Raw genomic sequence first — 23,871 nt, 5'->3', positions numbered from 1 at the left:
ATGGGAATTTTTGAAGATGGAGCATTAATCAGTTTTATTATTATAGCTGTTCTTGCCATTATTATCTTATCAGTGTTCTTAACGTTAGTTCCAGTTGCACTGTGGATTAGCGCCCTTGCTGCTGGGGTTAGAGTAAGTATTTTTACATTAATTGGGATGAGATTACGTCGTGTTATTCCTTCACGTATCGTTAATCCATTAATTAAAGCACATAAAGCAGGGTTAGGTGTATCAATTAACCAATTAGAATCCCACTATTTAGCAGGAGGAAACGTAGACCGAGTTGTAAATGCACTAATTGCATCACAAAGAGCAAATATCGAATTATCCTTTGAAAGATGCGCAGCAATCGATTTAGCTGGTCGAGATGTTTTAGAGGCTGTACAAATGTCCGTTAATCCAAAAGTGATTGAAACACCTTTTATCGCGGGTGTAGCTATGAATGGTATTGAAGTAAAAGCAAAAGCACGTATTACAGTACGTGCAAATTTAGACCGTTTAGTCGGTGGTGCTGGTGAAGATACAATCATCGCTCGTGTAGGTGAAGGTATTGTTTCGACAATCGGTTCAAGTGAAAGTCATTCTAAAGTATTAGAAAATCCAGATTTAATTTCTCAAACGGTATTAGCAAAAGGACTAGATTCAGGTACTGCCTTTGAAATCTTATCCATTGATATTGCGGATGTTGATATAGGTAAAAACATTGGTGCTGAATTACAAATCGAACAAGCGCAAGCTGACAAAAATATTGCACAGGCTAAAGCTGAAGAGCGTCGTGCGATGGCTGTAGCACAAGAACAAGAAATGGTTGCGAAAGTACAAGAAATGAAGGCGAAAGTAGTAGAAGCAGAAGCAGAGGTTCCAATGGCAATGGCAGAAGCATTACGTTCAGGAAACTTCGGGATTATGGATTATATGAACTATAAAAATATCCAAGCGGACACTTCTATGCGTGATTCAATCGCGAAAGTAACAAATGAAAAACCAGATACACCTGAAAAATAATGTGAGTTACACACCTTCTGAAGGGAGTGTTCGTACTGCATGGAAGGTATAATTTTAATGATAATATTTGCTGTCTTAGGTTCTTTGTTTTCAAATAAAAATAAAAACAAAAACGACAAGCAAATGCCACCTTTCAATAACAAACCAAACCCATCACCGATGGAATTTGATGATTTTAATGATAAGCGCTTTGAGGAGAAAAAGAAGCCAATTCCAACTGCCATGTCGTTAGAAGATTTTGCAAGAGACATTTTTGATCAGCTTAATAATAAAAATGAACCTCAAGAAACTAATGGTAGAACGATTCAAACTTTTGAACAACCAAAAGTTGAACAGGTTCGTTCAGATTCAAGAGATTTAGTGCCTCCTTCTCCAAATGTAAGAGAAACTAGACCTACATTGGATGTGACAAGATCTTTAAGAGGTAAAGAATCAGAATTAATTAAGATGAAAAAAGATCCTATTAAACAAACTGAAATTGGATCCTTTGTACCAAAGACAAGAAAGGCATTGGTTCAGGCTATCATTACGTCAGAAATTATTGGCCCTCCAAAAGCTAAACAAAGATAACTTTATGATTTAAATCATGTCCCCCTATCGTATTGCATATAATTTTGCGAAAGGGGGGCGTTTTTATTTGAAAAAATTATTCCAAACAGAACCTTTAATGGAAATATCAAATTGTGAACAATTAAAATTTATTGGAAAATATAAATTTTTAGAAGCCTCAGAACGCCACTGTGCTTTTACATATGAACAATTTTATATAAACGTAAAAGCAGAAAAAGTACATATTGATGTGTTGAAAGTGGAAGAATTAATAATACATGTAGAAGATTTGCAAAGTATTGAAATGAAGAAACAGGGGGATCATCATGAAACTTGATAATCGTCCTGTTGAAATAAAAATTACGAAAAATGATAAAGTTCATTCATTTATCTCACAACTTCATCAAAAAAACGTAAAGATAAAAAATCTGGTTATTACAAATACTGAGGTTAAGTTTGAGATTACAAGAAAAGATATAAAAACATTACGTGCTGTTAGGAAAAAATATCGATTAAAGCTTAAAATTAGATACTTACAGTCATCGAGGATTTTCCAAAAGGAAATTTGGACTTTCGTTGGACTGTTACTATTAGTAATTATTCCAATTGTTTCTTCCCAATTTATATGGGAAGTGCAAGTAGATGCTGAAACACCCGAACTAAGAGTGGCTGTGGAAAATGTGATTAAAGAGAAACTGTCACTTGATAGTCCTGTACTCAAAAATAATGTAGAGTCTGACTTTGAAATTAGACAAACGATCATGGAAGAAGTAAGAGATCTTTCATGGGTGCATATTTTTAAAAAGGGTAGCAAGGTAACCATTGTACCGCAACTCGCACCAATTACTGATAATAAGGACGAAAAACCTGATCAACTGAATCATTTAGTGGCTACTAAAAGCGGTGTCATTACACATTTCGTTTTATCGAGTGGGGAACGGCGAGTATTACCTAATACGACGGTTTATGAAGGTGATACGTTAGTTTCAGGAGTGATTACTGTGGGTGATAAGTCCGTTGCCGTCGGAGCTGTTGGGGAAGTATATGCAGATTACTGGCTGGAAACGGAATTCACTATACCTAAAAAAGTCCAATTTGTTTCTGCAACAGAAAGGAAATGGACAATCAATTTTAAAATAAATGATGAGAAGGAGCAGGAACAATCGTTTCGAGAAGTCAGTTTACCGGGATGGCTTTCAAGCTTTGTCGAAATCAAAGAGACTCAAGAGTTCATTACATCAACGCAAGAGATTTCAGAAGACCAAATCGAATCGTTTATTTTGCCACTCTTGCACGAAAAAATATTAAAATCTTTGCCACCAAAAACAATCATAAAAAAAGAAAACATTTTGCACGTCACCTTCGATGGTGATAAAGTTAAAGGGAAAGTCCTATTTTTGGTAAATGAAAACATTGCAAAACCATACCCTATTCGTCAAGGAGATTGATTTAATGTCAGAACAATTATCAGTACTACAAGTGGAAAACCCAAATGAAGCAGTTATGCTACTTGGAATGAAGGACGCAAATATTAAATTAATTGAAGAAACATTTCAAGTTCAAATTATTACACGCGGAGAAGTTATTCAAATCACTGGTGAAGCAGAACGAAAAAAACATGCTACTGAATTATTACAAGCACTTCTCAAAGTAATTAGAAAAGGGATTAATATTGATTCTCGGGATGTTGCGACGGCAATAGAAATGGTGAACAAAGGGACGATTGAATATTTTGCAGAATTATATGAAGAAGAAATTGCACGAAACTATAAAGGAACACCAATTCGAGCAAAAACAATTGGTCAACGCGAATACATAAAAGCGATTCGTCATCAAGACCTTGTTTTTGGAATTGGTCCCGCTGGAACAGGGAAAACATATTTAGCAGTCGTAATGGCTACTCAAAGCTTAAAAAATGGGCATGTAAAAAGAATAATTCTAACTCGACCAGCTGTTGAAGCAGGTGAATCTTTAGGATTCTTACCTGGAGATTTAAAAGAAAAAGTAGATCCATACTTGCGTCCACTTTACGACGCTTTACATGATATATATGGGGCAGAACAAACTCAGCGTTTACTTGAACGTGGCACGATTGAAATTGCACCTTTAGCTTATATGAGAGGGCGAACATTAGACGATGCGTTTGTCATATTAGACGAGGCACAAAATACAACCCATGCTCAAATGAAAATGTTCTTAACTCGTTTGGGCTTTGGTTCAAAAATGGTTATAACGGGAGATAAATCACAAATTGACCTACCGAAAAATACGGAATCAGGCTTAATCGTTGCTGAAAGAACATTAAAATATGTAAAAGACATACATTTTCAAGTGTTAGAGGCGGGCGATGTAGTTCGTCACCCATTAGTGGCTAAAATTATTCAGGCTTATACAGAGCAGGAATTATAAAATAAGATTAATGTGAATTGACCTAAAGCGAAAAATTAGTGTTAAGTAGAAGCTTATACTTTAGATATAATAAAAATATGGAATTTCCTACACAGATGTACATCAACTCGACCTAATTTAGGTCGAGTTGTACTTTTCATGTTACAAATAAAATAAGTTTTATTACAAACAATGAAATTATTATGATATATTGGTAAACTAGTATATATATACTATTGGGGGTGCGTTAATATATGCACTATAAAAATAATCTAAAGTTTATAAACTTTAATCTTTTTTTAATAATTGTCTTAATCATAACTGGTATATTGCAATTTTTTCTAATGTTTGAAAATGTGCGTGGTGTTACATATGATATTGAAACCTTTGAATTAGCACCAGATACGATCAGGTCTGCTAAAACAGTTGAAGATACATTTAAAACAGAGCAAGAGCGTAATGAAGCTGAAAAGGCTGTTGAACCTGTTTATTATTTTAATGAAGAAACTGCGGAGCATCGCGTTGAACTTGTTTCTTCTATATTTGAAATTGTTTTTGATGTAAGGGACGAAATTGAAAAGAAAAGTCAAGTTATCGTTGAATCAGAGGAAGCGGAAAACGTAGTTCGTATTCCTTCTAAACAGGAACAAATTGAACAACTGAGAGAGAAGTTAAATGAAATAACTGAAAGTCAGTCATTATTAACTTTTTCAGATGATCATTTATGGTCTTTATTGACTGCGGAAACTTCGGATATCCAGAATGCAAGTAATACAGTTCAATCGCTAGTAAAATCAAAGCTATCAAATCCAATAAGAAAAGAACAACTTAATACTGCAAGAAATGAGCTTGAAAATGAGCTGCGACAAAATACTCAAATTAATCATTCCATATTAAATGCAGTTATTATTGTTGGACGAGCAGCAATCGTTGAAACAGAATTTCTAGATCAAGCAAAGACAGATGAACTAATTAAACAAGCCCGCGATTCTGTTGAACCAACTAGAATTTTACAAGGTCAAATCATTGTTCAAGAGGGTAACTTAGTTGATCGAGAAGTCTATCGTCAGCTTGAGTTACTTGGAATGCTAAATAACCATTCATCTATTAACCCGATTATTGGCCTACTGATTTTGATCGCCACTCAAATGACCTTTTTATATATATTATTTGATCGTTTGAAAATGGAAGTAACAAAAAAACGAAATGCTGTCCTTGTGACTTCAATTGTTTACTCACTTTCAATTATATTAATGGAACTAATGAGTCTACTTGTTGATGAATTTGATGTAAAAATTGCATTCCTGTATCCAACAGCATTAGCAACAATGCTTGTTCGACTTTTATCGGATGAAAGAGTAGCAAGCTTAGTAACGATCTTAATCGCAACGTCAGCGGGGATTATATTCCATGAAGGATATGCTGCCGTATTACAAATGGATATAGCGCTTTATATTATATTTGGTGGATTTGCAAGTATTTACTTTATGAGAAGTATTGAAAAAAGATCAGATCTTTTAAAAGCATGTGGTGTTGTGGCAATTATCAATGTTGCTTTTATCGCCTTCTATTTATTAATGATTCAAACAGATTACGGACTTCTGGAATTGTTATTTTACGCCATAGCAGCTACGGTATCAGGTTTACTTTCTGGTGCTTTAACAATGGGATTATTACCGTTCTTTGAATCAGCTTTTGGATTATTGTCGACAATGAAACTAATCGAATTATCTAATCCAAACCATCCGCTTTTGAAAAAAATATTAACGGAAACACCGGGTACTTATCATCATAGTGTTATGGTAGCTAATTTAGCAGAAGCAGCTTGTGAAGCTATAGATGCTGATGGATTGCTCGCTCGTGTTGGTTGTTATTACCATGATGTAGGGAAAACAAGGAGACCGGCATTCTTTATTGAAAACCAAATGTCAGGCATAAATCCTCATGATTCATTGCCACCTGAAAGAAGTGCTGAAATCATCCTTGCCCATACAACAGATGGTGCAGAACTATTAAGACGACATAAAATGCCGAAAGAAATTATCGATATTGCCTTACAGCATCATGGGACAAGTACATTAAAATTCTTTGTTCATAAAGCAAAAGAAGAAGGAAAAGAAGTCGATGAAGCATTATTTTCTTATCCTGGACCGAAGCCTCAAACGAAAGAAGCTGCCGTTATTAGTATCGCGGATAGTGTGGAAGCTGCCGTTCGTTCGATGAAAAATCCAAATGCTGAAAAAGTGCGGAATCTTGTTCACTCAATTATTCAAAGTCGTGTTCAAGAAAATCAATTTGATGAATGTGATGTATCAATTAAGGAACTAAAAATTATAGAGGAAGTATTGTGTGAGACATTAAATGGGATATTCCATTCTCGAATTGAATATCCAAAAGATGAATAATGTCAATATTTTGGAGGAAACCATGAGTATCAATATAGATTTTTTAGATGAAACAAACGAAGTAAAAGAAAAGCATATTGATTTAGTTGAAAAATTACTTCAACATACAGCAACAGTAGAAAATGTTCATGAAGGTACAGAAGTATCGGTTACATTTGTTACTAACGAAGCAATTCACGAAATAAACCGTAATTATCGTGATAAAGATCAACCAACAGACGTCATTTCTTTCGCTTTGGAAGAATTGGGTGAAGGGGAAGTTGAAATAGTTGGAGAAGATATTCCGCGTGTATTAGGTGATATTATCATCTCCGTAGACCGGACGAAGGAACAGGCTGAGGAATATGGCCATTCCTTTGAAAGAGAACTAGGCTTTTTAGCAGTTCATGGTTTTCTTCATTTGTTAGGTTATGACCACATGACACCAGAAGATGAGAAAGTAATGTTTGGTAAACAAGATGAGATATTATCTTCATTCGGTCTAGGTCGTGATTAAATGAATTTTCAAAGATTAATTAAATCATTTGGGTACGCATTTCAAGGAATATTCAGTGCCCTTAAACAACAAAATATGAAAATCCATGTAGGCAGTATGCTAATCGTAATTATTGCCGGATTATTAACAGGACTATCCTTACTTGAATGGTTAATCATTATTATTGTTATATCATTAGTAATTGGTGCTGAAATGATTAATAGTGCTATTGAGAGCGTAGTTGATCTTGCATCACCCAAAATACATCCTTTAGCAAAACAAGCTAAGGATATTGCTGCAGGAGCAGTTCTCATTTTTGCTATTACAAGTGTAATTGTAGGACTGCTCATATTTGTCCCAAAATGGTTTAATGGATAGATGTAATTGAGAATTAGAGAGGAGAGTTGAATTCCAAATGACAGTTGATATGAACACATTAATAGAACAATCAAAAATTGCGCGAGAAAAAGCTTATGTTCCTTATTCAAAGTTTGCTGTAGGGGCTGCACTATTAGCGGAAGATGGCAAAGTATATTTAGGATGTAATATAGAAAACGCTGGCTATAGTATGACTAACTGTGCGGAGCGAACAGCCTTTTTTAAAGCTGTATCCGAAGGTGTAACAAAATTTAAAGCAATCGCAGTAGTAGCCGATACAGATGGCCCATGTGCTCCATGTGGTGCATGTAGACAAGTGATGAGTGAATTTTGTGATGCGAACATGCCAGTATACTTAACAAACCTTAAGGGAGATACACAACAAACAACAGTAGGCGAACTTATACCATTCGCCTTTTCACCGGAGGACATAGATTATGCAACAGGAAAATCAAAGCTTTAAATCAGGATTTATATCAATCATAGGTCGACCTAATGTAGGGAAATCTACTTTTTTAAACCGTGTAATTGGTCAAAAAATTGCTATTATGTCAGACAAGCCACAAACAACTCGTAATAAAATTCAAGGCGTTTTAACAAGAAGCGCAAGCCAAATGGTATTTATTGATACACCGGGTGTTCATAAGCCAAAACATAAGCTAGGCGAATTTATGTTCAAAGTAACAAAAAATACATTGCGTGAAGTAGATATTGTGATGTTTATGGTTAACGCTGAAGAAGAACTAGGAAAAGGTGACGAATTTATCCTTGAGATGCTCGAAGGAAATTCAACACCAGTGTTTTTAGTAATCAATAAAATTGATCAAGTACATCCAGATGAGCTACTCGTCTTTATCAATTCATTTAAAGATAAATTTCCTTTTAAAGAAATTATCCCTATTTCAGCTCTAGAAGGAAATAATGTTGATACTCTTTTAGAAATGATCGAGAAATATTTACCTGAGGGTCCTCAATATTATCCAGCAGATCAAGTAACTGATCACCCAGAGCGTTTTATTATTTCTGAGTTAATTCGTGAAAAAATTCTGCATTTAACACGCGAGGAAATTCCGCATTCAATAGCTGTCGTCATTGATAAAATCAAACGTGATGAAGAAAATGAAAATATGATTCGCGTTCAAGCAACAATTATGGTGGAACGAGATTCTCAAAAAGGAATTGTCATTGGGAAACGTGGGGCATTGCTAAAAGAAGTTGGAACACAAGCGCGGAAGGATATCGAAATGCTTTTAGGTTCAAAAGTTTTCTTAGAACTATGGGTAAAAGTACAAAAGGATTGGCGAAATAAGCAAACACAGCTACGTGATTTCGGCTATCGTGAAGACGAGTATTAAAAGAGATTCATTAAATTGCACCCAGTTATTGGGTGCTTTTTTTAGTTGAGATGATATTTGATGAAAATAATTCGATAGTACCATTTATTTGGTAATTAATTATTTCTATATAACTTAAAATTTAGTCGATAGAAAATAAATAGAGATTTTAATACTATTTTAATACGAAATCATTTTATAAAAGAATAATTTTATTTTTATTTTAAACTAGTTTATTTAGATGATATCAGTAATAAGTAAAACATTGTTTAGGAAAAAATATGAGATAAAATTGCTAGGAAGTAAGTGCTTTCCTGAGATTTGTTTTCAGGATAGGTTTAGTTTTTTAAAGGAATTTAAAGATTCTAATTGTAAAATAATGAAATTCAATTTCAATACTAAAAATCATTTATCTTTTCACAGCATCAAAGGTAAATATTATTTTATTATAATTGAATGTATTGTTTAAAATAGTTTAAAGGAAAATTAAAAGTAAAGTTGCAAAAGGTTAATGTCATGATATTTAATTAGCATTATTAAACAATGAATAATCTAAAAATGATATCATTTTATTTTTTCCCTTGAAAAAAATAATTTTTTCTAATATCTTTGTATTTATCAAAAGAATGAAAGGAGGTAAAACATGGTATCATCTAAAGATGTTGCAAAATTAGCAAATGTTAGCCAAACAACCGTATCTAGAGTGTTGAATTCTCCAGAATTAGTACGCCCAAAGACGGTTGAAAAAGTAATGAAGGCGATTAAAGAATTAAACTATCACCCGGATCCAGTTGCAAGATCTCTTGTAAGTAAGCAAACGAAAACGATTGCTTTAATTTCAGGCCCTCTATATAATCCATTTTTTGTGGATACAACTAGTGCTATTGTTGATTATGCGAATGAAAAAGATTACCAAGTAATTGTTCATTTTTCCAATGATGACAAAGAAGATATAACAAATCGTTATATTTTTAAAAATAAGGTGGACGGCATTATCATGTCATCAATATTAATGGATGATCCAATCTATGAACAAATGAAGTGTTTGGATATACCAATTATTTTCTTCAACCGACGTCACAGTAAAGAATGTAATTTTGTCGAAATAGATAATGAAATGGCAGGCTTTTTACTAACAGAACATTTAATTCAAAAAGGCCATAAAGAAATTGTTTGGATAAGTGGGCAGTTAGATAAAAGTACATTTCATGACCGTTATAAAGGTTATGAACGCGCCTTAAAAACATATAATTATCCGATGAAAAAAGAAAATATGTTTATTATTGATACCGATCCAAACACGATTAAAAGTGTTTTTAAAAAAATTATTAGTAGAGAAAAGAAAATAACAGCCATTGCGGCATCGACAGACGCGATTGCATTACTATTGCTCGATTTATACGGGAAGCTTAATGTAAAAGTACCTGAAGAAGTAGCGATTATTGGAATAGATAATGTGGATTTATCAAGCTTGGGATATGTGCAGCTTTCAACAGTTGGACCTAGTGAATCTTATAATCTAGGAAGAGTGGCTATTGAAAAGCTATTTGACTTAATCGAGAAAAAAACAGATAAGGTTCAAATAACAGCGCCAGTACAACTTTACGAGAGAAAGACAACATAATTTTTTAAAAAGTATTGACAAGATTTATGGAAGATGATGTAATATCAGTATTACAGCGAAATGTTTACGTATTCATTTCACTTTTACTGGTATTCTTCAATCAGCCTTATTTTTTTAAATTAAAATGTTTACGTATTCATTATAATGTAAGGGGTTTCATTTAATTGTAAGGGTTTTACAAGATTTATAGTTTAGGTGACATTTTCAAAATCCAATTTTGAAATTGTACATAAATCAAATTTTACAATTATTAGGGGGATGTAAAAATGAGGAAATTATCTTGGCTTTTGTTTGTCATAGCTGCGGTAATCATGTTGTCTGCTTGTGGTAATTCTTCAAGTGATTCAAGCACAGATACTGAAACGAGCTCAGAAGGTGACACAATTAAAATCGGTACTATTTTACCGCTTTCAGGTGCATCAGCTCAGCTAGGGGAGAACAGTAAAAAGGCTATAGACATGGCCGTTGAAGAGATTAATGAAGCAGGGGGAATTAAAGCTTTAGGGGGTAAAAAATTAGAAATCGTTTATGCAGATAGTCAAGGAGATCCGCCAACAGGTGTTTCTGAGGCAGAGCGTTTATTATCAGATCCTGAAATCGTTTTGTTAAACGGGGCATGGCAATCAGGGGTTACATTACCAGCTTCAGAAGTTGCAGAACGTAACGGTAAAATATGGATTGCTCCAGTTCCATCTGAAGATTCTATTACAGAACGAGGCTTTAAATATGTATTCCGTTTAGCGGATACTTCAACGATGCGTGTTGCAGCACAGATAGCTTTCTTAAAAGACTTAAATAAAATTGAACCAATTAAAACAGTAGCTGTTCTATACGAAAATACAGCTTGGGGTACTGGTGTAGCAGATACTTGGAAAGAAGAACTTCCAGCAAATGGATTTGAAATCGTACTTGCTGAAGGCTATGACGGAAATGCAGCTGATTTAACACCAGTTGCAACGAAAGTAAAAAATGTAAATCCTGATGTTGTATTAATGGTTTCTTATTTAAAAGATGCAACACTTCTTACAAATGCATTTGTTCAACAAAAGGTAACACCTAAAGCATTTATCGGTACTTCAGGTGGCTATGCGGATGCGGAATATTTAAAGAATGTAGGAACGAATGCACTGAACTTCTTTGATGTTGCTGCTTGGGAATCAGATGTTAACCGTCCGTTTTCTCCTGAGGTTAATAATAAATTTAAAGAAAAATATGGCCACGATATGAATGGTGAAATGGTAAAAGAATATGTGGCAATTTACACAATTGCAGATGCATTAGAACGTGCTGGAACGACAGAATCCGAAGCATTGCGTGAAGCATTTGCATCTACAAGTATTACAGAGGGTCCAACACAAATGTATGCTTCAGAAATTCACTTTGATGAAACTGGAACACTACCGGATCCTGGTTTAGTTATTGTTCAGTTCCAAGAGGTTGATGGGGAAATGCAACGTGTAACAGTGTATCCATTTGCAGATGCTCGTGAAGGGGCAGAGCTTGTCTACCCATACCAACCAAAATAAAAAAATTAATAGTTTCATAGGAATTGATTTTAGAAAGAAATTCGATTTTTGTTGAACATTGACTAAGTAGGGGGCAACCATAAGTAAATACAAAACTTATGGAATAGCCCCTTTTTAAAAAGATTGTAAAGGGGGTAACAACTTATGTTATCTGCAATTGTGCAAGGTATATTAATGGGTTCCATTTACGGATTAATAGCGTTAGGACTAACACTTATTTTCGGCATTATGAAAGTAATCAACTTTGCACATGGAGCATTTTTAATGCTTGCAATGTATATAAGCTATTACGTAATTGTCGGTTTAAACTTACATCCGTATGTATCATTAATCATCGTTGTGCCTGTCATGTTTTTATTCGGCTATATTGTAAATAAGTTTTTAATCCAATATGTATTAAAAAAGGAAGCAGATACACGTGAACCAATAGGCGCATTATTATTAACAGCGGCGTTAGCAATCATTTTAGAAAATGGTGGATTAGGTTTATTTGGAACTGATTACAAAACTGTTATCACAGGCTTCTCTTCAGAATCCATTGAAGTAGGTTCTATTATTATCACGCTACCAAAACTATATGCATTTATATTATGTTTCATCGTGACAATTCTGTTTTACATCTTCCTACATAAAACAGAAATTGGACGAAAAGTAAGAGCGGTTGGTCAGGACCGTAATGCGGCAAAGTTGATGGGGATCAATGTTGAAAAAACCTTTAACATAGCATTTGGTGTGGGAACAGCTCTACTTGGTACAGCAGCAGTTGCCATTGTACCATTTTATAATTTACATCCAACTATCGGAACTACTTTCGGAACAATGGCATTCGTAACAGTTGTGCTTGGTGGATTAGGTAGTATTCCGGGAGCAATAATCGCAGGTTTATTAATAGGAATAGTAGAATCTGTTTCATCTTTATTTGTTCCATATACTCTTTCACCAATGATCGTATTTTATGGGTTTTTAATTTTCTTATTTATTAAACCGTCAGGATTATTTGGATCACCACATGACTGGTAAGGGAGTGAAAAAATGAAAAGAAATATAGTTCCATTAATCGTCTTTTTAATATTAGCTGCAGTATTACCGCTGTTTGTTACGAATACTTACTATTTAAATACGTTAATATTAATTTTACTTTATAGTTATCTAGCATCTTGTTGGAATATTGTAGGTGGATTTGCAGGACAATTATCCTTTGGACATTCTGCTTTTTTAGCGATCGGAGCGTATACTTCAACAATTTTATTTAGTCAATTTGGAATTTCTCCTTGGATTGGCATGATATTAGGTGGAGTTATTGCTGGTTTTATTGCAGTTTTAATCGGTATTCCTACATCACGCTTAAGAGGGGCATATTATGCTATTGCAACGATTGCCTTTTCAAGTGGACTGATGATTATTCTTTTAACTGTGAAAAATATAGGACCTATTAACATTGGGGGAGCAGAAGGTCTAAACGTAACTTTTTTAAGGGAAGCAACATTCTTAGATTTCCAATTTATGTCTAAAGTTCCATATTATTATATCATTCTAGGATTTAGTATATTGATTTTATTTATCTCTTGGTTGATTGACCGTTCAAAACTTGGATTTTACTTAACGGCTTTACGAGAAGATGAGGAAGCTGCAAAAGCATTAGGAATTAATGTAGCAAAAACAAAACTGATGGCTGCTGGTATCTCAGGCTTCTTTACTGCAATTGGTGGAACGTTTTATGCGCAATACTTCCGTTACTTAGAGCCACACTTTTTAGCTGGTCCGGATTTTTCAAATCAAATGGTGTTTTTAGCAATTGTCGGAGGAATCGCTACTGTGTATGGTCCATTTGTCGGCGGTATTATTTTAACGACTATTGCAGAAGTAACACGAGTAACGTTTACAGATTTACCTTCTGGAACACATTTAGTTATTTACGGTGCAATCGTACTGTTTGTGATTTTATTCTTCCCAAAAGGTATTACTGCTCCTATCCAAGAGAAGTATCACCAAATATGTAGCAAACTGTTTGATAAGAAATTGAAGGTTTAGGGGGGGATAGTATGTACTTACTTGAGGTAAAGGACCTTAATAAGAAGTTTGGAGGTCTGGTTGTAAGTAAAGATATTAATCTTCAAGTACAAGAAGGGCAGATTTATGGAATCATAGGACCTAACGGAGCTGGGAAATCCACACTATTCAATCAAATATCCGGATATATAAAGCCTGATTCTGGAAACGTCATTTTTAATGGAAAAGACATCACAGGATTACCTCCTCATAAATTGTGCTTAGAAGGTATTGGTCGTACGTTTCAAATTGTAAAGCCTTTTGGTAATAAAACGGTTTTATATAACGTTGCTGTAGGTGCATTTGCAAGAACGAATAACCGTAAAGAAGCGTTTGAAATCGCTGAACAAGTTGTAAAACAAGTAGGGCTAGAAAGTAAAAGAGATTTTTTAGCAAAAAATTTAACAATTGTAGATCGAAAAAGGCTAGAAATAGCAAAGGCACTCGCGACGAAACCGAAGCTTTTATTATTAGATGAAGTGTTAGCAGGCTTAACTCCGAGTGAAGTTGATGAAGCGATTCTACTAATCAAGGAATTACGAGATTCAGGGATTACTATTTTAATGATTGAACATGTAATGAGAGCTGTAATGGCACTATGCGAATACGTACTTGTAATAAGCTACGGTACTGAAATCTCTAGGGGGACACCAGAAGAGGTAACCCAAGATCCAAATGTTATTACAGCATATTTAGGAGATGATGACGATGCTGAAAGTAGCTAATTTAAGTGTACATTACGGTGGGATGCAAGCATTGGCAGATGTATCTATTGTGGTAAACGAGGGTGAAATATTAAGTATTGTTGGATCCAATGGTGCTGGGAAAACGACCTTCATTAATGCCGTATCAGGAATGCGGAATGTGACAAACGGAAAAATTGAGTTTCTAGGTGAAGATATTACAAAAATATCTGCCCATGACCGTGTACCTCTAGGAATAGTACAGGTACCTGAAGGTCGTAAGCTATTTTCTTTAATGTCAGTAGAAGAAAATTTACTTTTAGGTTCAAGTCATACAAAAGCAAAAGAGAAGCGAAAAGAAACTTTAGAATACGTTTATCAACTTCTACCTCGTTTATATGATCGTAGAAATCAAGTTTCCAAAACTTTATCTGGTGGTGAGCAACAAATGGTTGCCATAGGTCGTGCACTGATGTCACAGCCAAAATTGTTAATGTTTGATGAACCATCCTTAGGACTTTCTCCATTATTAGTGAAGGAATTATTTCAATTAATTAAAGATATCAATCGCCAAGGCGTTACAGTCATGCTAGTAGAACAAAATGTAAAGCAAACTTTAAGTATTGCAGATCGAAGTTATGTTCTAGAAAACGGTCACATTTCGTTATCAGGTACAGGTCAAGAATTACTCAATAATGATCATGTTAAAAAGGCATTTTTAGGTATGTAATCTTTAAAAGGATGGTGAACAAAATGGACTTATTTAGACTTGAAACCGGCTCAATTATCAATGGTGAAATTCGTAAAGGCAACGGCCGACAAGTTCACGAAGTTCGGTTTCCTTATAACCAACAATTAGTAGGAACGATTGATTTTGCCCTTGAACAGGATATCGAAGACGCAATTGAAGGAGCGCATCAAACATTCCACAACGAATTCAAACATATGCCTGCTTATAAGAGAAGTAAAATTTTACGAAAAGCTGCTGAAATAATGGAACAACGTAAAGCAGCATTAGCAGAGATTTTAACTTTAGAGGTCGGAAAGCCAATAAAGGATGCTTTTGGTGAAGTGGGGAGGGCTATTCAAGTACTTGAATTTTCAGCAGAAGAAGCGAAGAGAATTCAAGGTGAATCCATTCCAATGGATGCAGCAATTGGTGGAGAAAACAGATTAGGAATTGTGAAAAAGTATCCACTAGGTGTAGTCCTTGCCATTACACCGTTTAACTTTCCGGTAAATTTGGCATTGCACAAAATTGGACCTGCCATTGCAGCAGGTAATACAGTAATTTTGAAGCCAGCTGAAAAAACACCTTTATCAAGTGTTTATTTATACGAAATTTTTAAAGAAGCAGGTTTACCAGATGGGGCACTTCAAATTGTTATGGGAGAAGGCATTCATGTTGTGCCTCCATTAGTGAAAAGTGAGAAAGTATCAAAGGTATCCTTTACAGGTAGCTACGCTGTTGGTAAATCTATTTACGAGATGGCAGGGTTGAAGAAGGTTACGTTAGAACTTGGCTCAAATTCACCAAATATTGTATTGAATGATGCCGATATTGAAGAATCTGCTAAATCTTTAGTCAAAGGCTCATTTGTCAATGCAGGTCAGGTTTGTATATCTGTTCAACGAATTTATGTCCAAAAAGAAATTTTTGAAGAATTCCAACAACACTTTGTTCATTATACAAAACAATTAAAGGTTGGGAATCCATTACTAGAGGAAACAGATGTTGCAAGTCAAATTACAAAAGAATCCTGCTTGAAGGCGAAAAGTTGGGTAGATGAAGCGGTAGAGCAAGGAGCTAGTATTGTTGCTGGTGGCGAAATTGTTGATGGACTTTTACAACCTACCGTTTTAACAAATGTAACAGCTTCAATGAATGTAGTATGCAATGAAATCTTTGCACCAGTTGTTTCGATTATTCCATTTGAGACGGATGAAGAGGCATTAAAGCTTGCGAATGATTCGTTATATGGATTACAAGCAAGTGTATTTACAACAAATATAAACCGAGCAATTTCCTTTGCAGACCAGTTAGAAACTGGTGGTGTTTGGATAAACGAAATTTCAACTTATCGACAAGATAACTATCCTTATGGCGGTGTTAAACAAAGTGGGGTAGGTAAAGAAGGAATTGCTTATGCAATCCAAGACATGTTACAGACAAAATTTATAGGGGTTAAATATTAAAAATTAAGAGGGTGCTGTTATGGGAATTACATTATATCGTTCTCCTGATTTGTTAATGATGGGTGAAGGTTCAATTGCAAATATTGGAAAAGAGGCAAAGAAATACGATGCGAATCATGTGTTAGTAGTAGCAGATGCATTTTTAGTTGAAAATAAAATAATCAATCATGTTTTTGATTATTTAACAAATGAAAACATTACCTATGATATAAATCAATCCATTATTCCAGAACCACCTTTTGAATTGTTAGAAAGAATTGGTTCGGAAATTCGTGAGAAAAACTATGATTTAATTATTGGAATTGGTGGAGGAAGCGTTCTTGATTCTGCAAAAATTTTATCAATTTTAGCAAAATACGAGCTAGATTTAAGAAGCGTTGTAGGAACAAATTTAGTGCCTGAAAAAGGGTTGCCTTTCTTCTTAACACCAACAACTTCAGGTACTGGCTCAGAAGTGACTTGGAATGCGATATTCACTGATGAAAAGGATCATGTAAAAAAGGGGATTGTAAGTCCATATTTGCTTCCACAATTATCTATAGTAGATCCTGAACTAACATACACAATGCCTCCATCAGTAACTGCGGCAACTGGAATGGATGCTTTAGTGCATGCAATTGAATCCTATACATCTTTACGCACGGATGAATTAAATAAAGCTATTGCATTACAAGCGATAAAATTAATTAACAAATCACTACGTAAAGCGGTTCATAATGGTAAAGATCGTGTAGCCCGTGCTGATATGTCCAATGGTAGTTTACTAGCTGGAATTTCCCTCGCTAATGCGGGAGTTGGGGCAGTGCATGCTTTAGCTTATCCGTTGGGCGGTAAATTTAAAGTACCTCATGGTGTATCGAATTCAGTATTACTACCGTATGTAATGGAATATAACGTAATTAGTGATTTAGATGCTTTCGTAGAAATCGCTGAAGCATTAGAATTGCAAACGGATAATCTTTCGAAAAGAGAAATTGCAGACGAATTTGTATCATATTTAAAACAATTTGTGAAGGATATTGGAATTCCAACATCTATGAGTGTATTTGGTGTGACGAAAGAGGATGTTCCAAAAATGGCTGAAGAAGCAAGTAAAATTGAACGACTATTATCTAACAATCCTCGTAAATTATCAGTAAACGATATCGAACAAATTTATTACAACGCGCTTGGGTAGTGAGTTGTAGCAACTTTTATAATCTAATAATAATGATATACAGAATACAGCCAAACTCGAAAAAATCTGAGTTTGGCTTTTTTATGGAGTAAATTAAGAAGGAACTTTTTAAAGAAAAAATACCTGAAAGTCAGTAAAATTCTGGTTAACATATTTTGGTTTATAAGAGGAAAATGATTAACTAAAGTAGAAATAATGGTTAAGAACGAAATGGGATGGGGTGTCGATTTTGTTAGATAAATTATCAATTCCGGTTATAGTAGCGCCTATGTTTCTTGTGTCTAGTGTTGATATGGTTATTGCATCGAGTAAGAGTGGGGTAGTGGGATCAATTCCAATGTTAAATGCAAGAACAGCGGAAGAATGCGAAGAAATGTTAAAACAATTAAAAGAAGCTTTACCAACAGAGCCATGGGCGGTAAATTTTATTGCTCATAAAACAAATAAGCGTCATGATTCAGATTTAGCATTAATAAAAAAATATCAGCCACCAATTGTCATTGCATCTCTTGGTCATCCAGGAGTAGTAACGGAAGTAGTCCATAGTTATGGAGGACTTGTTTTTTCAGACGTTGCAACTGTTAAACATGCGAAAAAAGCGGCAGAAGCTAATGTTGATGGTTTGATTTTAGTTGCAGCAGGTGCAGGAGGGCATGCAGGTCAATTAAATCCTTTTGCTTTTGTAGACGCGGTTCGTGAGTTTTGGAAGGGCTATATTATTTTAGCTGGTAGTATCTCAAGCGGGAAAGATATACTTGCAACCGAAATAATGGGTGCTGATTTTGCCTATATGGGGACAAAATTTATTGCAACAAAAGAAAGTGCTGCATTTGAAGATTATAAGCAAATGCTAGTAGATTCCTCTATTGAAGATATTGTTTATACAGATGCTATTAGTGGTGTTCATGCGAATTTTTTAATTCCAAGTCTTTTAAAAAATAATATCGATTTGAATAATTTGAAGTCAAAAGAGGCCATCGATTTTTCAAGTATGTCTGAAGTGAAAGCATGGCGTGATGCTTGGTCAGCAGGTCATGGTGTTACAACGATTAAATCAATTGAAAATGTCTCAGATGTAGTAAAGCAATTAAGGGATGAATATGAAGAGGCAAAATTAAAAATACAACATTCGTATAATATTTAATGTCCCGCAACTCGGCCTTTAATGGTCGAGTTGTATTTTTCTATTGTATAATAGATGAAATGATTATTGAAGGAAGTGCGGTAGTGTTACATAAGTGGGAAGGAATTGTATTAAAATCTCGTTCTTACGGGGAATCGAATAAAATTGTGACTCTATTGACAAGAGAAGCTGGTAAAGTGGCTGTTATGGCAAGAGGAGCAAAAAAACCAACGAGTCGATTAGCTGGCATTACTCAAACTTTTATGCATGGAATGTTTGTCTGTCAAAGGACAAGCGGAATGGGGACATTGCAGCAGGGGGAACATATTAACTCAATGCGTCATGTTCAAACAGATATTATTGCGACAGCCTATGCAAGTTATATTGTGGAATTAATCGATCGACTTGTCGAAGAGGGGAAATCCGAACCTTATGCATTTGAAGTATTACTTCAGGCATTAACGGCAATCGAGGAAGGTTATGACCCAGAAGCGATTACTTTATTTGTCGATTGGAAAATGCTTCCCTATACAGGTGTACAACCAATATTACATGCATGTGCATCTTGTGGTTCGGTTGATGGTGAATTTGCATTTTCATTTTCTCAAGGTGGATTTTTATGTCACAGGTGCTTTCATTTGGACCCATATATTATTCGACTTTCTCCAAAGCAATTAAAACTCATTCGAATGTTTTATATGGTGTCGATTGATCAAGTAGGAAAATTAGATTTGAAACGAGATACGAAAAGATTTATTAAAAATATTGTCACTACAATATACGAAGAACAGACTGGAATGCGATTAAAATCAAGATCTTTCATTGATCAGCTCGAAAGAACACCTGAATTACTACCAAGGAATAAAAATGAATCTACAGATTGAAAAGGAGGTTAGCGAATTGCTAACCTCCTCTTAGTTCAGCTAAAATGGGCATTAAATCTTCCTTATATGCGTGCCAAAACGTTTCCTTTAATGGGTGTAAAATTTCATGTTTTTTATATTCAATTAATTCTATATATAGCGTATTGATTTTATCATCTAATAAGGATAGGCGGTGATTGATGAGATCACGATCATTTTCAATATTTAATGAAATATAAGAATCAATAATCAGTTCAAATTGATGGTAGTTTTTTGTCGTTATTTCATAGGCATCCTTATGAAAGGTACCTATCGAAGTATTCAAATTAATATGTTGTCGGTGATAAGAGGTTAGTTGTCGCAATTCTTCAAGTCGAGAATTAGCAGTGTAAAGCAGATGATGCGCGGTGAAATGTGATGGTATTTCATTTTTAAGCATTGTTGAAACAATAAATTGTAGCTGCGAATATAAATCTTCATTGTTAACGCTTTCATTATGATGTTGTTTCATTTGGAAAAACATACAAATCCCCCCTGATATCATACTCCCCTTTATAAATAGTATAAACAAATGGGAAAAATTTATCATTATGGAATTTATAAATATGATTGGAGAAAGCTATAAGGTAATAAGTATCTCCCAATGAAATTGACATGCAAATATAAAAAGAAAGATGCCTCATTGCGTGAGACATCTTTCGTAGTAATACTAGAATTGTAAATGCTTTTCAATATACGCTTTTACTTCTGTAATAGGCATGCGGATTTGATCCATGGAATCACGGTGACGAACTGTTACTTGACCGTCTTCTTTTGAATCAAAGTCATATGTGATACAGAATGGTGTTCCGATTTCATCTTGACGACGATAACGTTTACCGATTGATTGAGATTCATCAAAGTCAACAGGGAAAGCTTTACGTAATTCAGTCCAAACTTCACCAGCTTCATCTGATAATTTTTTTGATAATGGAAGAACAGCTGCTTTGAATGGAGCAAGGGCAGGGTGGAAGCGCAATACTGTGCGTACATCTCCGCCTTCTAATTCTTCTTCATCATAAGCATCACATAAAAATGCTAAGGTTACACGGTCAGCACCTAATGATGGTTCGATACAATAAGGTACATAACGTTCATTTGATATAGGATCAATGTAAGTGAAATCTTCACCGGAATGCTCAGCATGTTGTTTTAAATCATAATCTGTACGATCGGCAATTCCCCAAAGCTCGCCCCAACCAAATGGGAATCGGAATTCGATATCTGTTGTTGCATTAGAGTAATGTGATAATTCCTCTTGACCATGATCTCGCAGACGAATACTATCTTCCTTCATATTTAAATTTAATAACCAGTTTTTACAAAATTCTTTCCAATAGCTTTGCCATTCAAGATCTTCACCTGGTTTACAGAAAAATTCAAGTTCCATTTGTTCGAATTCACGAGTACGGAAAGTGAAGTTACCTGGTGTAATTTCGTTACGGAAAGATTTTCCGATTTGTGCAATACCAAAAGGTACACGTTTACGCATTGAGCGTTGTACGTTTTTAAAGTTTACGAAAATACCCTGTGCTGTTTCTGGTCGTAAATAAATTTCGTTTGTAGATGTTTCAGTAACACCTTGGAATGTTTTAAACATTAGGTTGAACTGGCGGATATCAGTGAAATCGTTTTTCCCACAATCAGGACAAGTAACTTCCAACTCTTCCATTTTCGCTTTCATTTGATCAAAGCTCATACCATCTACAACGATTTCTTTTCCTGTTTTCTCTAAAGATGCTTCTTCAATTAGTTTATCTGCACGATGTCTTGCTTTACATGATTTACAGTCAATCATTGGATCATTAAAGTTTCCAACGTGACCTGATGCAACCCATGCACGAGGGTTCATTAGAATAGCTGCATCTAAGCCTACATTATATTGTGATTCCTGTACGAATTTTTGCCACCAAGCTTTTTTTACATTGTTTTTTAACTCAACGCCAAGTGGGCCGTAATCCCAAGTGTTTGCTAAGCCTCCATAAATTTCTGAGCCAGGGAATACGAATCCTCTGTGTTTTGCTAATGCGACAATTGTTTCCATTGATTTATTAGCCATTGTGATAATCCTCCTAAAAATATAATAAAATAAAAGCACCCGTCTCCGGGCACAATAGCTTATGCCCAGGGACGAGTGCATTACCCGCGGTTCCACCCTGATTGATTTATCGATTGAAGTCAAGCGCTCGCATTCGTTGTGGTATACAAGCAGCGTTCAATACGAAAAATCCTCTTTTAAGTTTCTTGGCTCAAGGGTGCCGTTTCTCTTTTCGTTGTAGGCTTTCACCATTTCCTACTCGCTTGTTTTGAAAAGATACTATAATCCTCTCATTGCCTATAATATTTAATTCTTTGGCATTAGTTTATGCCAAAACTCTAAACTGTGTCAATATTGTAGCACGTTGTACTTTTCTTCGCAATCAATAATAAAATAGTATATAATATTTAAGAAATAAGTATAACACTATTTGAGGCGGGTGAGTCCAATAGAACTCAATAAACGTCAGGACACAATTCTGCAAATCGTAAAAGAAAATGGGCCAATTACAGGTGAACAAATTGCAGAGCGACTCAATTTGACACGTGCAACGTTAAGACCAGATTTGGCCATACTAACAATGGCAGGGTTTTTAGATGCTAGGCCTAGAGTTGGTTATTTTTATTCAGGTAAGAAGACGATGGCAAGCGTCACGGAATCCATGATGAACCTAAAGGTAAAGGATTTTCAATCTGTACCTGTTGTAGTTTCGGAAAATATGACAGTATATGATGCAATTGTGCATATGTTTTTAGAAGATGTAGGTACACTTTTTGTAGTGGATGACCATTCAAACTTACAAGGAGTACTTTCTCGAAAGGATTTATTAAGAACAAGTATTGGTACTCAAAATTTGAATACGATTCCTGTTCATATTATTATGACAAGAATGCCCAATATTGTTTATTGTAAAAAAACAGATTCTTTAATAGTAGCAGCGAAGCGACTAATTGAAAGGCAAGTTGATTCCCTTCCTGTCGTGAATGAAAAAGAGGATGGCTTTGAAATAGTAGGACGTCTTACAAAAACGAATATAACAAAAGCATTTATTTCATTAGCTGAAACGCATGATTTATAAGGAGTGCTACTTTGGAAAAATTAAATGTATTCGTAGTTTCTGATTCTGTAGGTGAGACAGGTGAACAGGTAGTAAAGGCGGCAGTAACACAATTCCGTCCGAATTTTGAAAATACCGTTATTCGTAAATTTCCACATATTAATAATATAGATCATATTGAAAAGATTGTAGAACTAGCAAAAATACAAAAAGCAATTATTATTTTCACATTAGTCGAAGAAAAAATGCGAAAAAAAATGATGGAATTATGCAACCAAAGTGGGATTGTTACGTTTGATTTATTAGGACCTATGATTCGATTGTTTGAAGATCAAACGAATCAAAGACCTTTAGAAGAACCAGGTCTTGTTCATAAATTAGATGATGAGTATTTTAAAAAGATTGAAGCTGTAGAATTTGCGGTAAAATATGATGATGGACGAGATCCGAGAGGGATTTTATTAGCAGATGTCGTGCTAGTAGGTGTATCTCGTACATCGAAAACACCGTTGTCACAATATTTAGCTCATAAACGCTATAAGGTGGCAAATGTACCGATCGTACCAGAAATAGATCCTCCAGAAGAACTATATCAGGTGGATCGTAAAAAATGCTTTGGTTTAGTTATTTCTCCAGAAAAACTAAACGTTATTAGAAAAGAAAGATTAAAGGCATTAGGTTTAAGTGATGACGCAACTTACGCAAAGCAGTCAAGAATTGAAGCGGAATTAAATCATTTTCAAAAAATAATCGAACAATTGGGCTGTGATGTGATAGATGTTACGAATAAAGCTGTTGAAGAAACAGCAAATGTGATTATTCATAAAATTGAACAAGGTAAATGATGAAAAATACCACCTCCTACTAAAAAATAGGTGGTTTTTTTCTGATTTTCGCAAAAAAATAGTGGAATTTTCGAACTATTTGTTTTATAATAATAAAATTGTGGTAAAAATATTTGT

24 protein-coding genes are annotated in these 23,871 nt (G+C 34.7%); 22 read left to right on the top strand and 2 right to left on the bottom strand.

Translation table 11 applies throughout. From position 1 onward, the window contains the following. From floA to recO, 20 genes are all read left to right on the top strand, one after another. The gene (gene floA, locus CD30_RS09745) at positions 1 to 1,005 is read left to right on the top strand and encodes a flotillin-like protein FloA (protein ID WP_036176018.1); all 1,005 of its coding nucleotides are present in this window, start codon (positions 1 to 3) and stop codon (positions 1,003 to 1,005) included. Between the two features lie 39 nt (positions 1,006 to 1,044). Further along, a complete protein-coding gene (locus tag CD30_RS09740) occupies positions 1,045 to 1,575 on the top strand; it encodes a hypothetical protein (protein WP_036176015.1) in 531 nt (176 codons plus the stop codon). A gap of 67 nt (positions 1,576 to 1,642) precedes the next feature. Further along, entirely contained in the window at positions 1,643 to 1,891 is a 249-nt protein-coding gene (locus tag CD30_RS09735; protein ID WP_036176012.1) for a hypothetical protein, read from the top strand. Next, positions 1,881 to 3,002, top strand: coding sequence for a sporulation protein YqfD (locus CD30_RS09730; protein WP_036176009.1), 1,122 nt, complete (start codon positions 1,881 to 1,883; stop codon positions 3,000 to 3,002). The genes CD30_RS09735 and CD30_RS09730 overlap by 11 nt, the downstream gene beginning before the upstream one ends. Positions 3,003 to 3,006: 4 nt before the next feature. Beyond that, positions 3,007 to 3,963 carry a PhoH family protein gene (locus CD30_RS09725; RefSeq protein ID WP_036176006.1) on the top strand — a complete coding sequence of 319 codons (957 nt, stop codon included), beginning with the start codon at positions 3,007 to 3,009 and terminating at the stop codon, positions 3,961 to 3,963. A 233-nt stretch (positions 3,964 to 4,196) separates the two neighbouring features. Then, entirely contained in the window at positions 4,197 to 6,347 is a 2,151-nt protein-coding gene (locus CD30_RS09720; RefSeq protein WP_036176003.1) for an HD family phosphohydrolase, read from the top strand. A 22-nt stretch (positions 6,348 to 6,369) separates the two neighbouring features. Continuing rightward, positions 6,370 to 6,843, top strand: a complete 474-nt coding sequence (gene ybeY, locus CD30_RS09715; protein WP_036176000.1) for an rRNA maturation RNase YbeY — start codon at positions 6,370 to 6,372, stop codon at positions 6,841 to 6,843. Beyond that, positions 6,844 to 7,200, top strand: coding sequence for a diacylglycerol kinase family protein (locus CD30_RS09710; RefSeq protein WP_036175997.1), 357 nt, complete (start codon positions 6,844 to 6,846; stop codon positions 7,198 to 7,200). Positions 7,201 to 7,237: 37 nt separating this feature from the next. After that, entirely contained in the window at positions 7,238 to 7,663 is a 426-nt protein-coding gene (locus CD30_RS09705; RefSeq protein WP_036175994.1) for a cytidine deaminase, read from the top strand. After that, the gene (era, locus tag CD30_RS09700; protein ID WP_036175990.1) at positions 7,638 to 8,555 is read left to right on the top strand and encodes a GTPase Era; all 918 of its coding nucleotides are present in this window, start codon (positions 7,638 to 7,640) and stop codon (positions 8,553 to 8,555) included. The genes CD30_RS09705 and era overlap by 26 nt, the downstream gene beginning before the upstream one ends. A gap of 622 nt (positions 8,556 to 9,177) precedes the next feature. Then, positions 9,178 to 10,158, top strand: coding sequence for a LacI family DNA-binding transcriptional regulator (locus CD30_RS09695; protein ID WP_036175987.1), 981 nt, complete (start codon positions 9,178 to 9,180; stop codon positions 10,156 to 10,158). 266 nt (positions 10,159 to 10,424) lie between these two features. Beyond that, on the top strand, positions 10,425 to 11,684 hold the full coding sequence (locus CD30_RS09690) for an ABC transporter substrate-binding protein (protein ID WP_036175984.1): 1,260 nt from the start codon (positions 10,425 to 10,427) through the stop codon (positions 11,682 to 11,684). Between the two features lie 144 nt (positions 11,685 to 11,828). Continuing rightward, complete coding sequence (locus CD30_RS09685; protein ID WP_036175981.1) at positions 11,829 to 12,704, top strand: branched-chain amino acid ABC transporter permease; 876 nt, start codon at positions 11,829 to 11,831, stop codon at positions 12,702 to 12,704. Positions 12,705 to 12,716: 12 nt separating this feature from the next. Further along, on the top strand, positions 12,717 to 13,715 hold the full coding sequence (locus tag CD30_RS09680) for a branched-chain amino acid ABC transporter permease (protein ID WP_036175978.1): 999 nt from the start codon (positions 12,717 to 12,719) through the stop codon (positions 13,713 to 13,715). A gap of 11 nt (positions 13,716 to 13,726) precedes the next feature. After that, positions 13,727 to 14,458, top strand: coding sequence for an ABC transporter ATP-binding protein (locus CD30_RS09675; protein ID WP_036175975.1), 732 nt, complete (start codon positions 13,727 to 13,729; stop codon positions 14,456 to 14,458). Beyond that, the gene (locus CD30_RS09670) at positions 14,442 to 15,146 is read left to right on the top strand and encodes an ABC transporter ATP-binding protein (protein ID WP_170933652.1); all 705 of its coding nucleotides are present in this window, start codon (positions 14,442 to 14,444) and stop codon (positions 15,144 to 15,146) included. The genes CD30_RS09675 and CD30_RS09670 overlap by 17 nt, the downstream gene beginning before the upstream one ends. Positions 15,147 to 15,169: 23 nt before the next feature. After that, a complete protein-coding gene (locus CD30_RS09665) occupies positions 15,170 to 16,612 on the top strand; it encodes an aldehyde dehydrogenase family protein (protein WP_036175970.1) in 1,443 nt (480 codons plus the stop codon). Positions 16,613 to 16,631: 19 nt separating this feature from the next. Then, complete coding sequence (locus CD30_RS09660; RefSeq protein WP_036175967.1) at positions 16,632 to 17,789, top strand: iron-containing alcohol dehydrogenase; 1,158 nt, start codon at positions 16,632 to 16,634, stop codon at positions 17,787 to 17,789. Positions 17,790 to 18,009: 220 nt separating this feature from the next. Then, a complete protein-coding gene (locus tag CD30_RS09655; protein ID WP_328286133.1) occupies positions 18,010 to 18,933 on the top strand; it encodes an NAD(P)H-dependent flavin oxidoreductase in 924 nt (307 codons plus the stop codon). Between the two features lie 83 nt (positions 18,934 to 19,016). After that, the gene (gene recO, locus CD30_RS09650) at positions 19,017 to 19,796 is read left to right on the top strand and encodes a DNA repair protein RecO (protein WP_036176144.1); all 780 of its coding nucleotides are present in this window, start codon (positions 19,017 to 19,019) and stop codon (positions 19,794 to 19,796) included. A gap of 19 nt (positions 19,797 to 19,815) precedes the next feature. Here recO and CD30_RS09645 read toward each other — a convergent pair whose 3' ends face one another. Next, entirely contained in the window at positions 19,816 to 20,298 is a 483-nt protein-coding gene (locus CD30_RS09645) for a hypothetical protein (protein WP_036175961.1), read from the bottom strand. Positions 20,299 to 20,484: 186 nt separating this feature from the next. Beyond that, complete coding sequence (locus tag CD30_RS09640; protein WP_036175958.1) at positions 20,485 to 21,873, bottom strand: glycine--tRNA ligase; 1,389 nt, start codon at positions 21,871 to 21,873, stop codon at positions 20,485 to 20,487. Between the two features lie 418 nt (positions 21,874 to 22,291). Between CD30_RS09640 and CD30_RS09635 the strand changes: the two genes are divergently transcribed. Both CD30_RS09635 and CD30_RS09630 read left to right on the top strand, forming a co-directional pair. After that, positions 22,292 to 22,930 carry a helix-turn-helix transcriptional regulator gene (locus CD30_RS09635; RefSeq protein ID WP_036175955.1) on the top strand — a complete coding sequence of 213 codons (639 nt, stop codon included), beginning with the start codon at positions 22,292 to 22,294 and terminating at the stop codon, positions 22,928 to 22,930. An 11-nt stretch (positions 22,931 to 22,941) separates the two neighbouring features. Next, the gene (locus CD30_RS09630) at positions 22,942 to 23,754 is read left to right on the top strand and encodes a pyruvate, water dikinase regulatory protein (protein ID WP_036175952.1); all 813 of its coding nucleotides are present in this window, start codon (positions 22,942 to 22,944) and stop codon (positions 23,752 to 23,754) included. Positions 23,755 to 23,871: the final 117 nt, after the last annotated feature.

The organism is Ureibacillus massiliensis 4400831 = CIP 108448 = CCUG 49529 (assembly GCF_000772965.1).
GTDB lineage: Bacteria > Bacillota > Bacilli > Bacillales_A > Planococcaceae > Ureibacillus > Ureibacillus massiliensis.
Note: the sequence above shows the minus strand (reverse complement) of the source record. Positions and strands in the feature narration are given on the sequence as shown.

What these genes read in the sequence shown, in the direction of transcription:
- CD30_RS09690 (WP_036175984.1), top strand. Translation starts at nt 10,425, where the DNA reads ATGAGGAAATTATCTTGGCTTTTGTTTGTCATAGCTGCGGTAATCATG.
- ybeY (WP_036176000.1), top strand. Translation starts at nt 6,370, where the DNA reads ATGAGTATCAATATAGATTTTTTAGATGAAACAAACGAAGTAAAAGAA.
- CD30_RS09710 (WP_036175997.1), top strand. Translation starts at nt 6,844, where the DNA reads ATGAATTTTCAAAGATTAATTAAATCATTTGGGTACGCATTTCAAGGA.
- CD30_RS09685 (WP_036175981.1), top strand. Translation starts at nt 11,829, where the DNA reads ATGTTATCTGCAATTGTGCAAGGTATATTAATGGGTTCCATTTACGGA.
- CD30_RS09725 (WP_036176006.1), top strand. Translation starts at nt 3,007, where the DNA reads ATGTCAGAACAATTATCAGTACTACAAGTGGAAAACCCAAATGAAGCA.
- CD30_RS09645 (WP_036175961.1), bottom strand. Translation starts at nt 20,298, where the DNA reads ATGTTTTTCCAAATGAAACAACATCATAATGAAAGCGTTAACAATGAA.
- CD30_RS09640 (WP_036175958.1), bottom strand. Translation starts at nt 21,873, where the DNA reads ATGGCTAATAAATCAATGGAAACAATTGTCGCATTAGCAAAACACAGA.
- CD30_RS09660 (WP_036175967.1), top strand. Translation starts at nt 16,632, where the DNA reads ATGGGAATTACATTATATCGTTCTCCTGATTTGTTAATGATGGGTGAA.
- CD30_RS09740 (WP_036176015.1), top strand. Translation starts at nt 1,045, where the DNA reads ATGGAAGGTATAATTTTAATGATAATATTTGCTGTCTTAGGTTCTTTG.
- CD30_RS09720 (WP_036176003.1), top strand. Translation starts at nt 4,197, where the DNA reads ATGCACTATAAAAATAATCTAAAGTTTATAAACTTTAATCTTTTTTTA.
- CD30_RS09680 (WP_036175978.1), top strand. Translation starts at nt 12,717, where the DNA reads ATGAAAAGAAATATAGTTCCATTAATCGTCTTTTTAATATTAGCTGCA.
- CD30_RS09695 (WP_036175987.1), top strand. Translation starts at nt 9,178, where the DNA reads ATGGTATCATCTAAAGATGTTGCAAAATTAGCAAATGTTAGCCAAACA.
- era (WP_036175990.1), top strand. Translation starts at nt 7,638, where the DNA reads ATGCAACAGGAAAATCAAAGCTTTAAATCAGGATTTATATCAATCATA.
- CD30_RS09670 (WP_170933652.1), top strand. Translation starts at nt 14,442, where the DNA reads ATGCTGAAAGTAGCTAATTTAAGTGTACATTACGGTGGGATGCAAGCA.
- CD30_RS09705 (WP_036175994.1), top strand. Translation starts at nt 7,238, where the DNA reads ATGACAGTTGATATGAACACATTAATAGAACAATCAAAAATTGCGCGA.
- CD30_RS09665 (WP_036175970.1), top strand. Translation starts at nt 15,170, where the DNA reads ATGGACTTATTTAGACTTGAAACCGGCTCAATTATCAATGGTGAAATT.
- CD30_RS09675 (WP_036175975.1), top strand. Translation starts at nt 13,727, where the DNA reads ATGTACTTACTTGAGGTAAAGGACCTTAATAAGAAGTTTGGAGGTCTG.
- floA (WP_036176018.1), top strand. Translation starts at nt 1, where the DNA reads ATGGGAATTTTTGAAGATGGAGCATTAATCAGTTTTATTATTATAGCT.
- CD30_RS09730 (WP_036176009.1), top strand. Translation starts at nt 1,881, where the DNA reads ATGAAACTTGATAATCGTCCTGTTGAAATAAAAATTACGAAAAATGAT.